The 11,153-nt window shown below is 71.6% G+C and carries 6 protein-coding genes and 2 pseudogenes; 3 read left to right on the forward strand and 5 right to left on the reverse strand.

Features of this window, described 5'->3' with window-relative positions:
- The 5 genes and pseudogenes from QSJ97_RS23860 to QSJ97_RS23880 form a co-directional block, all read right to left on the reverse strand.
- Window positions 1–1,288: pseudogene (locus tag QSJ97_RS23860) on the reverse strand (hypothetical protein); the annotation flags it as partial.
- On the reverse strand, window positions 1,288–2,229 hold the full coding sequence (locus tag QSJ97_RS23865; protein ID WP_285674973.1) for a DUF6384 family protein: 942 nt from the start codon (window positions 2,227–2,229) through the stop codon (window positions 1,288–1,290). The gene QSJ97_RS23865 and the pseudogene QSJ97_RS23860, both read right to left, overlap by 1 nt.
- Window positions 2,229–3,401: a cell surface protein gene (locus QSJ97_RS23870; RefSeq protein ID WP_285674974.1), complete on the reverse strand. Its 1,173-nt coding sequence runs from the start codon at window positions 3,399–3,401 to the stop codon at window positions 2,229–2,231. The genes QSJ97_RS23865 and QSJ97_RS23870 overlap by 1 nt, the downstream gene beginning before the upstream one ends.
- Window positions 3,402–3,524: 123 nt before the next feature.
- Window positions 3,525–3,824, reverse strand: a complete 300-nt coding sequence (locus QSJ97_RS23875) for a hypothetical protein (RefSeq protein ID WP_285674975.1) — start codon at window positions 3,822–3,824, stop codon at window positions 3,525–3,527.
- A gap of 179 nt (window positions 3,825–4,003) precedes the next feature.
- Window positions 4,004–7,417: a transglutaminase family protein gene (locus QSJ97_RS23880; protein ID WP_285674976.1), complete on the reverse strand. Its 3,414-nt coding sequence runs from the start codon at window positions 7,415–7,417 to the stop codon at window positions 4,004–4,006.
- Between the two features lie 122 nt (window positions 7,418–7,539).
- Here QSJ97_RS23880 and QSJ97_RS23885 point away from each other — a divergent pair, with 122 nt between their 5' ends.
- The 3 genes and pseudogenes from QSJ97_RS23885 to QSJ97_RS23895 form a co-directional block, all read left to right on the forward strand.
- Window positions 7,540–8,943, forward strand: coding sequence for a circularly permuted type 2 ATP-grasp protein (locus QSJ97_RS23885; protein WP_285674977.1), 1,404 nt, complete (start codon window positions 7,540–7,542; stop codon window positions 8,941–8,943).
- Window positions 8,944–8,977: 34 nt separating this feature from the next.
- Window positions 8,978–10,042: an alpha-E domain-containing protein gene (locus tag QSJ97_RS23890; protein ID WP_285674978.1), complete on the forward strand. Its 1,065-nt coding sequence runs from the start codon at window positions 8,978–8,980 to the stop codon at window positions 10,040–10,042.
- A 192-nt stretch (window positions 10,043–10,234) separates the two neighbouring features.
- Window positions 10,235–10,951 (forward strand): annotated as a pseudogene (locus tag QSJ97_RS23895) (proteasome-type protease); the annotation flags it as partial.
- Between the last annotated feature and the right edge of the window lie 202 nt (window positions 10,952–11,153).

Raw genomic sequence — 11,153 nt, forward strand, 5'->3', positions numbered from 1 at the left:
TGCGGCTGCGCGGCCGTCGGTAGCCGCCCTTGAGCGCATCGGCCAGCGCGCCGGCGGCGGCGCCGCGCACGATGCCGCCGATCAGCTCGCCGAGGGCGTCGGAGTTCTCGAAGCTGCCGCCCGGCGCATCGTAGCCGCGCTCGCGGAAGCGCCGGCGCTCGTGCTCGAGATCGGCGCGGCGGGCGGCGAGCTGGCGCTCCTCGCGCCGCGCCGCGCCGAGGCTGTCCTGCAGCGCCCGCGCCTGGTCCTCGAGCTCGCCGAGGCGGGCCACCGCGCGGTCGTCCTCCGGCGTCGGGGTCTCGCGGGCCTCGCGGCGCAGCTTGCGCAGATCGGCGCTGCGCAGCGCCGAGACCAGCCCGTCGAGCGCATGCACCAGCCCGTCGTCCTGCTCCGGGTCGGTGAGCTGGAGCGCCGCGTCCTCGGCGGCGGCGCGGGCGCGCTCCTGCTCGGCCAGCGCCGCCTCGGTCTCGGCCAGCGCCGCCTCGGCCGCCTCGGCGGCCTCGGCGCGGGGGCCGCCGCCATCGGCCTCGAGCCCGGCGCGCTCGATCCGCTCGAGCCGCTCGCGCACCGTCTCGGCCTCCGCCGCCAGCCGGTCGGCATGGGCGCGCAGCCGCTTCGGGATCTCGTGCAGGCGGAAATAGTCGGGCCGGGCGCGGGCATAGCCGACGAGCCTGGCGACCCGGGCATCGACATGCTTGACGATGGCGGCGGCCCGGTAGGCCGGGGTGTCGTAGCCGCGCGCCCAGAGATAGGAGAACAGCGGGTCCTCGTCATAGGCCCTGGCCTTCTCGGCGCGGTCGGCCTCGGCGCGGTCGGCCTTGGCATCCGCCGCGGCGGCGCGGGTCTCGGCGGCCTCCAGCGCGTCGCGGGCGGCGATCCAGTCGGGATCGGCCTCGAGCCGGGCCTGGGTGGTCTCGGCGAGCGCGTCGAGCTCGGCGAGGGCGGCCTCGAGCGCCGCCTCCCGGGTCTCGCGCTCGGCCTGGAGCTCGGCGATGCGGCGCTCGGCCCCGGTGCGCGTGGCCTCGGCCTCGGCGAGACGGGCGCGGCGCGCCTCCAGCGCCTCGAGCGCGGCGCTCTCGGCGGCCTCGAGCCGGCCGGCGATCTGGTCCTGGGCGAGGGCGTCGAGCCGGGCCTGGGCGAGCGCGCGATAGGCCGAGGCCTGGGCGCGGCGGATCTCGGCGTCCTCCTCGGCAAGCTCGGCGAGCCGGCGCGAGACGCGGGCCTCCTCGGCGCGGATCTCGGCCTCGGCCTCCTCGATCTGGCGGTAGACATGGCGGGCGGGGCGCATCACTTCTCCCAGCTGGTGATCGCGCCGGGCTCGACCGGCATCGCCCAGTCGGGCGCGAGGCGGCCGGCGCGCTTGCTGCCGAGCAGGCTTTCCTGGACGATGCCGTCATCCGTCTTGTCGGCGGCGACGCGGTCGAAGGTGGCCTTCGGCACGCGCTTGGCCCAGAGCTTCACGGTCTCGGTCCTGCCGGTCTCCTCGTTGGCGACCGGGCGGGCCAGCACCGCGCCGTCGGGCGCCACCGCCTCGACCACGATGTAGTAGTTGCGCGCGCTGCTGTTGACGTCGGGCTCGCGCCAGAGGCCGGTGAGCGTGCCGGGGCGCGAGACGATGCGGATGTCGTAGACCGCGGCCAGCCGGTCCGCCAGCCGGCCGAACTCGGCGATGCCGGCCTCGGCCTCGTCGAGCCGGCCGGCGGCCAGCGCCGCCTCGGTGCGGCGGCGGAGCTCGGCGAGGCGGCTCTCGGCGGTGGCATCGTCGGCCAGCGCGGCGGCCTTCTGGGCGGCCGCCTCGAGATCGGCGGCGAGGCGCGCCTCCTCGGAGGGCGCGAGCGCCGACCAGAGCAGCCAGCCGACCAGCAGCGCCGCGGCGCCGCCGGCCCAGGGGCCCCAGCGCATCCGCGAGACCCAGAGCCTGGCCAGCGTCACCGCGAGCGAGGGCTGCGGCGGCTCGTAGGAGAACCGGCTCTCGCGCAGCGCCGCGATGCCCTCGTCGAGGATCGCCTCGGTGACCGCGAGGCCCTGGCCCTCGTAGAGCTCGCGCAGGCGCTGCTTCAGCGCCTCGTCGCGGTCGTCCTGGCCGAGCTCGCGCTCGAGCATGCGCCGGTCGTGGCGGAGCGTGTCGACCACGTCCATCGCCATCATCAGCTCGTCGAGATCGGCCGCGGGCTGCGCCGCCGCCGCGGTCCCGCTCGTGCCGGAGGTCGTCCCGGAAGGCTCCGCCATCAGAGACCCAGCGCGTTGCCCTTCTCGGCGAGCTTGGCGATGCGGCGCTTGCCGTCCTCGACCGCCTCGCGGATCTCGTCGGAATTGCGGGTGGCGAGGGTGCGCATCTCGGAGATGATGCGGCTCGAGCTCTCCTGGTAGTCGACCACGCTGTCGACCAGCTTCTTCACCGCATCGGCGCGGATCGTCGGGCCGTAGCCGGCCTTCAGCGCCTCCTCCTGCACCTTGCCGCCGATCTCGGCCAGCACCTCGATGGATTTCGAGACACCCTCCTTCATCGAGTTCAGCGTCTCGGTGGCCTCGTGCAGGCCGAACATGCCGGTGAAGCTGGCCTTCAGCGCGGTCAGCACCGATTCGTTGGTGGTGAAGAAGCTGACCGACTGCTGGTAGACCCGCTGCTTGGCCGAGGTGGTCTGCATCAGCCGGGCCATGATCACCTCGGAGGTGTTGTAGCCCACGGTCAGGTTGTCGGCGAGGTCCTTGGCGATCTGGTAGCGGCTGTCCTCGGCCTGCATCTCGCGCAGCCGCTCGTCGCGGGTCAGCTCGAGCCGCGCCTTGGCGCCGGCATCCTCGCCCTCGTAGGCCTCGACCGCGGCGGAGGCCGCCTGCAGCGCCTCCTGCTTCGCGGCGACCGCGGCGGCGGCCTTCTCGAGGATCTCCAGCGCCGCCACCTCGGCCTGCTTCAGCGCGCCGCGGAAGTCGCGATAGGCCTCGAGGATGTTGTGCTCGCGCTCGATGATCTCCTTGGTATCCTTCGTGACGTCGAGATAGATGTCGCGGATCGCGTCGAAGCGCCCGGCGATGTCGCCGCGGGCGATCTTCATCCAGGCGTTGGTGGCGCGCTCGAAGACGTCGATCGAGCCGTCGGAGAGCTGGTCGACCAGCCGCTTGGCGTCGTCGCGGATCGAATCGAAGCCCTTGGTGATCGCCTCGTAGCGCTGGCCGACCGCCATCTGCGAGATCTCCTCGCGGACGATCTCGTTGAAGGTGCTCATCTGCCCGAGGGTGCGGGTGATGATCGCCACGCGCTGCTGGTCGAGATCGGCGATCTGCTCCAGCAGCCCGGCGATCGGCGCGGCCTCGGGGGCGCCGTCGCGCGCCAGGCCCATCTCGCGCAGCCGGCCCATGGCCTGATCGAGATACTGCATCGGTGTCTTGGCGGTCTCGGTCATTGCGTCTCTCCCCGTTCGGCGGCCGAAGCCATGCCTGCGCAGGGGGTTTTACAGCGCCCGGGCGCGGGAGGGGAGAGAAAAAGCGATGGGCAGATTGACCCAAGGGGCGCCCACCGCCCCGCGTCAGTCATAGCGCCTCGCAGCGATGCCCCAGTCGTAGGCCCGCTTGCGGATGTCGAGCAGGGCGCGCTTCTCCTCGGCGCTCAGGCCCTTCTTCTTCAGGTTCTTGTCGGCAAAGGTATAGACCATGCGCGCGGTCTTCAGCGCCTTGCGGTTGCGGTGGTAGAACTCCATGTAGCTCTCCATCAGCGCATCGGTCTCCTTGTCGAGCTTTTCCGTCGCGGTGCGCAGATAGTCCTCGAGGTTCCGGGCCTTCCAGACCTTGGCATGCTCGCGCTTGATGTTGGTGCGGGTGATGGTCATGGCTACGCTTCCTTTCACTCTTACGCCGTGGGCCTGCAGGGGGCAGGCCGTGTGCTGCATGGCCGGGCCACGCGCCCGGTTGCCGGTAAGTGCCCGGCGGCAACCGCGGGGTTCAGCGTTGCGAAAGATTTTTTCCGGAGCGCCCGGCCGGCGGCGCGGCGCCGGCCGGGGCGGCGCCCTCAGCCCTGGCCGAGCCAGGCGCGGCGCAGGTCCAGCGTCACCCGCCCCGGCGGCTGGGCGATGCGGCGCAGGTCGACCCGGCCGGGGCTGTGGCCCATCCGGTCGAAGCGGGCGAGGCGCCGGCCCTCCGCCTCCAGCGCGTTGATCGGCCGGTCGTCGCGGGCGCGGCCGCCGGGATGCACCACGTGATAGGTGCAGCCGCCGCGCGAGCGCCCGGTGTCGCGCTCCACCACGTCGAACACCAGCGGCCCCTGCGCCGGGATCGTGGGATGCAGGCAGCGCGGCGGCTGCCAGGCGCGGAACCGCACGCCGGCGACGCGCCCGCCATCCGGGGTCTCGGAGAGCGGCACCTCGAAGCCGTTGACCGCCAGCGCCAGCCCCTCGGGCAGCGGCCCCGAGAGCCCGACCTGGATGCGCTCCACCGAGCTGTCGACATAGCGCGCGGTGCCGCTGGCGGTGCCGTCCTCGCCGAGCACGTTCCAGGGCTCGAGCCCCATGCGCAGCTCGAGCGAGACGCCCTCGATCTCGATCGTGCCCATATGGGCGAAGCGGAAATCGTACTGCGCGCGGAACCATTCCGGGTCGAAGCTGGTGCCATGCGCCCGGGTGAGATCGGCGAGCACCGCGCGAAAATCCTCCCAGACGAAATGCGGCAGCATGTAGCGGTCGTGCAGCCGCGGCCCCCATTCGATCAGCGGCGCGGTGTAGGGGGTCTCCCAGAACCAGGCGAGCAGCGCCCGCAGCACCAGCGTCTGGGCGCAGGACATGCGCGCATGCGGCGGCATCTCGAAGGCGCGGAACTCGACCAGCCCGAGCCGGCCGGTCGGCCCGTCCGGCGAGAACATCTTGTCGATGCAGATCTCGGCGCGGTGGGTGTTGCCGGTGACGTCGACCAGCAGGTCGCGGAACAGCCGGTCGACCAGCCAGGGCGGGCTCTGCTGCCAGCGCGGCGGCAGCTGGGCGAGCGCCACCGCCATTTCCTCCAGCGTCTCCATCCGGGCCTCGTCGATCCGCGGGGCCTGGCTGGTCGGGCCGATGAAGAGCCCGGAGAACAGGTAGGAGAGCGAGGGGTGGCGCTGCCAGTAGGCGATCAGCGAGCCGAGCAGGTCGGGCCGCCGCAGGAACGGGCTGTCGGCCGGCGAGGCGCCGCCGACGACGATGTGATTGCCGCCGCCCGAGCCGGTGGGCCGGCCGTCGATCTGGAAGGAGGAGGCGTCCAGCCCGGCCTGGCGCGCCTCCTCGTAGACCGTCTCGGTGATCGCCACCTGCTCGCGCCAGTTGCGCGCGGGGTGGATGTTGACCTCGATCACGCCGGGGTCGGGGGTCACCTTGATGACGTTGAGGCGGTGGTCCGAGGGCGGCGGGTAGCCCTCCACATGCACCGGCTGGCCGAGCTCGGCCGCGGTCTCCTCGACGGCGGCGACGAGATCGACATAGGCCTCGGCCGAGGGCACCGGCGGCAGGAAGATGCAGAGCGTGCCGCCGCGCGGCTCGACGGTGAGCGCGGTGCGCACCGCCGGCGCCATCGCGGCCTGGCCCGGGGCGACGTCCTCGAAGACGACCTCCGGCGCGCCGCGGCGCTGGAAGCTCGGCCGCACGCCCTGGCGGAAGCCCTGCGCGCCGGCCAGCGCCTGCGCCCCGTGCACGGTGGCGCCCGGCGCGCCCGGCTCCGGCGCCTCCGGATCGGCCCAGGGATGCGGCGGCAGCGGCTCGTCGGGCGACATCGGGTCGCGCTCGAAGATCTCCGGCCGCGCCTCCTCCGGCAGCCAGGTCAGCGACTGCAGCGGCAGGCGGAAGCCGGCGGGGCTGTCGCCGGGGATCAGGAACAGCTTGCCGCGGCGCGTCGCCCAGCGGTCCGAGGCCCAGCGGAAGCGGCGCTGGCGCGGCACCCGCCGGTCCGGCGACTGGGCGAGCTGGATCGGCAGCACGAAGGCCGAGGGCTCGCCGAGGCCGCGGCCGAACACGCGGGCCAGCCGCGCCCGCTCCTCCGGCTCGTCGAGCTTGGCATCGAGCGGGTCGATGTTGTCGGGCAGCTGCTGCTCGCGCACCACGAAGGCGGCGATGTCCTCATAGGCCGGGTTGACATAGGCGGCGTCGATGCCGAGCGCCTCGGAGAGCGCGCCGGCGAAGCGCCCGGCGGCCTCGGAGGAGACCGTGCCCGGCCCGTGCTCCGGCGCGATCAGTTCGGGGTCGAGCCAGAGCGGCTCGCCGTCGCCGCGCCAGTAGAGCGCGAAGGCCCAGCGCGGCAGCTGCTCGCCGGGATACCACTTGCCCTGGCCGAAATGCAGCAGCCCGTCGGGCGCGAAGCGGCGCTGGAAGCCGCGGATCAGCTTCTCGGCATGGGCGCGCTTGGTGGGGCCGACGGCATCCACCGTCCATTCCCCGGCATCGCGGTCGACGGCCGAGACGAAGGTCGGCTCGCCGCCCATGGTCAGGCGCATGTCGGCGGCCTGCATGCGCGCGTCGATCCGGTCGCCGGTCTCGAGCACCTGCGCCCATTGCACGTCGGTCATCGGCTTGGTGACGCGGGCCGGCTCCTTCAGCCGGGTCACCGACATCCCGAAATCGAAGCTCACCTCGCAGGGTTCCAGCGCGCCGGTGATCGGCGCCGCCGAGCGCGGCTCCGGCGTCGCGGCCAGCGGGATGTGCCCCTCGCCGGCGAAGAGGCCCGAGGTGGCGTCGAGCCCGACCCAGCCGGCGCCGGGCAGATAGACCTCGGCCCAGGCGTGCAGGTCGGTGAAATCGTCGTAATCCGGCTCCGGCTCGCCGGGGGCCGACATGTCCGGGCGGAGCTGGATCAGGTAGCCCGAGACGAAGCGCGCGGCGAAGCCCATCGCGCGGAACATCTGCACCAGCAGCCAGCCGGAATCGCGGCACGAGCCCTTGCCCCGCTCCAGTGTCTCCTCGGCGGTCTGCACCCCGGGCTCCATGCGCACGATATAGGCAACCGCCTGCTGCACATAGGTGTTGAGCGAGACCACCCAGGGGATCGTCTCGCCCTCGGGCTTCGGCGCGTCCTTGAGGAAGGCGGCGAGCCGCGGCCCGATCTCCGGTTTCACGAGATAGGGGCCGAGATCCTTGGCCAGCAGCGGGTCATAGCGCCAGGGCAGCTCGAGGCAGTCCTCCTCGAGGAAGAAGTCGAAGGGGTTGATCGCGTCCATCCGGGCGATCAGGTCGATCGTCACCTCGAAATGATCGACCTTCTCGGGGAACACGACGCGGGCGTTCCAGTTCGCGAAGGGGTCCTGCTGCCAGTTGACGAAATGGTCCTTCGGCGAGACCTTCTGCACGTAGCTCAGCACGGGGGAGCGTGAATGCGGGGCCGGACGGAGCCGGATGACATGGGGGCTGAGACGCACCGGGCGATCATAGGTGTAGCTGGTGCGGTGGGTCAGGGCGACGGTAATGCTCATGCGTGCTGGGCTCCTTCTGCGCGTCCTGAGCCTGCCCGTTTTTTGCGACAAAACAAGTCATTCGGACGCATGTGTCAAAAAAATGGGCGACAGCCTGAACGGATTTGCTAACAATCGAAGCCATGTACAGCGAGATGCACCAGCAGGGGGCCGTGCGCCCCGAATACGACGACCTGGCCCGGTGGATCGAGGAGATCGGCGTGGATACGCTGCTCGCCCGACGCGCCGAGGCGGAAGCGCTGTTCCGGCGCGTGGGAATCACCTTCGCCGTCTATGGCGAGGGCGGGGATCCGGACCGTCTGATCCCCTTCGACATCGTGCCGAGAGTGTTCTCGGCCAGCGAATGGGACCGGATCGAGCGCGGCTCGATCCAGCGGGCCAGGGCGCTCAACGCCTTCCTCGCGGATGTCTACGGCGCGGGCGAGATCTTTGCCGCCGGCCGGGTGCCGCGCCGCCCGGTGTTCGAGAACGAGGCCTACCAGCCGGCGATGCAGGGCATCACGCCGCCGGCCGGGGTGTTCGGGCACATCATCGGGGTGGATCTCGTGCGCTGCGGGCCGGACGAGTTCTACGTGCTGGAGGACAACTGCCGCACGCCCTCGGGGATCTCCTACGTGCTGGAGAACCGCGAGGTGATGAGCCGGATGTTCCCGCAGCTCTTCGCCACGGGCCAGGTGCGCCCGGTCGACGGCTATCCCGAGATGCTGGCCCGCGCCATGGAGGAGGTGGCGCCGCCCGCCTGCACCGGCGCGCCGCAGCTCGCGATCCTGACGCCGGGGCATTTCAACAGCGCCTATTACGAGCACTCGTTCCTGGCCGACCAGATGGGCGTCGACCTGGTCGAGGGGCAGGACCTCTTCACCAGCGACGGGCTGCTCTGGCGGCGCACGATCCGCGGCGCCGAGCGGGTCGACGTGCTGTATCGGCGGATCGACGACGATTTCCTCGACCCGCGCGCCTTCCGGCCGGATTCGATGCTCGGCGTGCCGGGGATCATGGATGTCTACCGCAATGGCGGGGTGACGCTGGTCAACGCCCCCGGCACCGGCGTCGCCGACGACAAGTCGATCTATGTCCACGTGCCGGAGATGATCCGCTTCTATCTCGGCGAGGAGCCGATCATCCCCAACGTGCCGACCTATCGCTGCGCCGAGGCGGACGACTGCACCTATGTGCTGGAGAACCTCGCCGATCTGGTGGTCAAGGAGGTGCACGGCTCCGGCGGCTACGGCATGATCATCGGGCCGAAATCCACCGCGGCCGAGCGCGAGGCCTATGCCGCGCGCATCCGCGCCAATCCGTCGGGCTTCATCGCGCAGCCGACGCTGGAGCTCTCGACCTCGCCGACGCTCTCGGAGAACGGGCTGGTGGAGCGCCATGTCGATCTGCGGCCCTTCGTGATCTCCGGCCGCGAGGTGCGGCTGATCCCCGGCGGGCTCACGCGGGTGGCGCTGCGCGAGGGATCGCTGGTGGTCAACTCGAGCCAGGGCGGCGGGGTCAAGGACACCTGGGTGCTGAACCCGTGAGCCGCGCATACAACACCGAAGACGGGGGCAGGGGATGCTGAGCCGGGTCGCTGGAAACCTGTTCTGGATGTCGCGCTACATCGAGCGCGCCGAGAACGTCGCCCGCCTGCTCGATGCCGGGCGGCGGATGAACACGCTGCCGACCAGCGCCGAGGCGCGGGCGGCGGAATGGTCCTCGATCGTGATCGCGGCGGGCTGCTCGCAGACCTTCCCCGAGCCGCTCGAGCAGGCCAATGCGCGCAGCGTGGCCGAGCACCTGATCTTCGACCGGGAGAACGCCTCCTCGATCCGCTCCTGCTTCCACCAGGCGCGCGAGAACGCCCGCGCGGTGCGCCAGGCGATCACCGCCGATGTCTGGGACGCGGCCAACCAGGCCTGGTTCGAGATGCGCACCAAGTCCTCGGCCACGGTGCTCGGCGGCGAGTTCGCGCAGCTGCTCGACTGGACCAAGACCCAGGGCCACCGGTTCCGCGGCGCGATCGACGACACGCTGCTGCGCGATCCGGGCTACCACTTCATCCGGGTCGGGCAGTATGTCGAGCGGCTCGACGCCACCATGCGCCTGCTCGACGTGAAGTATCACGTGCTGCTGCCGGCGGACGAGCATGTCGGCGGGCTGATCGACGAGGTGCAGTGGCTGCAGATCCTGCGCGCGGCGAACTCCTCGACCGCCTATCGCCATGTCTACCGGGCGCCGGTGAAGCCGGACCTGGTGGTGCATTTCCTCGTGCTGAATGCGCTCAGCCCGCGCTCGCTGCGCCATTCGGCGGGGATGATCCTGCGCCATCTCGACCTGCTCAAGAGCATGACCGGCGCCAGCCACGACTGCCACAGCCGGATCTATGCGCTGCTCGGCCGGCTCGAGGACGAGAGCGTCGACGACATCTTCGCCCACGGCCTGCACGAATGGCTGACCGAGCGGATCGAGGAGAACCACCGCCTCGCCAATGCGATCGCCGATGCCTATGGCTTCGGCCAGCGCCAGCCCGAGCCGGTGGTGCCGGCCGAGCCGGGCGCGGAGGTCTGCGAGGCGGCGGATGCGGCGGCGGCCGATGCCTCGGCCCCGGGCGCCAAGATGCAGGGCCAGAACCAGGGCTGAGCCGGGGCCGCGCCGGCGCCGGGAAGGCGCCGGGCCGGGGCCGGACGGGCGCCGGGGTCGGGCGGGGCGTCGGCAGCGGCGCAACGCCCGGCGGCGAAATCTCCGGCCCGGCGCGGCGGCGCTTTATCGCGGCTGCCGCCATTGCTATCTCGAAGGCCGGGGCGGCGGTCGCCCCGCCAGCGGAGCCGCGCCATGACCTACTGCGTCGCCATCAAGTTGAACGAGGGGCTGGTCTGCCTCTCCGACACCCGCACCAATGCGGGCCTCGACAACATTTCCAAGTTCCGCAAGATGTTCACTTGGCAGGTGCCGGGCGAGCGCGTCGTCGTGCTGATGACCTCGGGCAACCTCGCGATCACCCAGGCGGTGACATCGCAGCTGCAGGAGGCGCTCGACTATCCCAAGGAGGGCATCGAGACGATCTTCACCGCGCCGACGATGTTCCGCGTCGCCGAGGTGATCGGCACCGTGATGCGCAACGTGACGCTGGAATACGGGCCGGCGATCAGTGCCGCCGGCAGCTCGGCCGAGAGCTCGATCGTGCTGGCCGGGCAGCGCGAGGGCGGCGATCTGCGGCTGTTCCTGATCTACTCGGCGGGGAACTTCATCGAGGCGACCGACGACACGCCGTTCTTCCAGATCGGCGAGCACAAATACGGCAAGCCGATCCTCGACCGGGTGATCGAGCCGGCAACGCCGCTCGAGGACGGCATCACTGCGGTGCTGCTGTCGATGGATTCGACGCTGCGCTCCAACCTCTCGGTGGGCATGCCGCTCGATCTCGCGGTGATCCGGCGCGACGCCTTCACGTTCGACCAGCACCGCCGCATCGAGCAGGACGACCCGTCCTTCCACGATCTCTCGGTCGCCTGGTCGGCGGCGCTGCGCCGGGCCTTCACCGAGATGCGCGAGATCAGCGCGCCGCAGCAGGGGGACGACGCGCCGGCGCACCCGACCGAGCCGGGGCTCGAGCTGCTGCCCGGCGGCGCCCCCGGCAGCGATCGCGATCCGCCGGAGGAGGGCGATTTCCAGCTCGCCGCCGGCGACCCGGCGCCGGGCTACCCGGGCGCCGGCTGAACGGGCGCGAGCTGAACCGGCAGGGACCGGGCTG

This window comes from Paralimibaculum aggregatum, assembly GCF_030270585.1.
Taxonomy (GTDB): domain Bacteria; phylum Pseudomonadota; class Alphaproteobacteria; order Rhodobacterales; family Rhodobacteraceae; genus Thermohalobaculum; species Thermohalobaculum aggregatum.

Coding starts and splice junctions, on each gene's coding strand:
- QSJ97_RS23865 (WP_285674973.1), bottom strand. CDS start 2,229: ATGGCGGAGCCTTCCGGGACGACCTCCGGCACGAGCGGGACCGCGGCG.
- QSJ97_RS23870 (WP_285674974.1), bottom strand. CDS start 3,401: ATGACCGAGACCGCCAAGACACCGATGCAGTATCTCGATCAGGCCATG.
- QSJ97_RS23875 (WP_285674975.1), bottom strand. CDS start 3,824: ATGACCATCACCCGCACCAACATCAAGCGCGAGCATGCCAAGGTCTGG.
- QSJ97_RS23880 (WP_285674976.1), bottom strand. CDS start 7,417: ATGAGCATTACCGTCGCCCTGACCCACCGCACCAGCTACACCTATGAT.
- QSJ97_RS23885 (WP_285674977.1), top strand. CDS start 7,540: ATGTACAGCGAGATGCACCAGCAGGGGGCCGTGCGCCCCGAATACGAC.
- QSJ97_RS23890 (WP_285674978.1), top strand. CDS start 8,978: ATGCTGAGCCGGGTCGCTGGAAACCTGTTCTGGATGTCGCGCTACATC.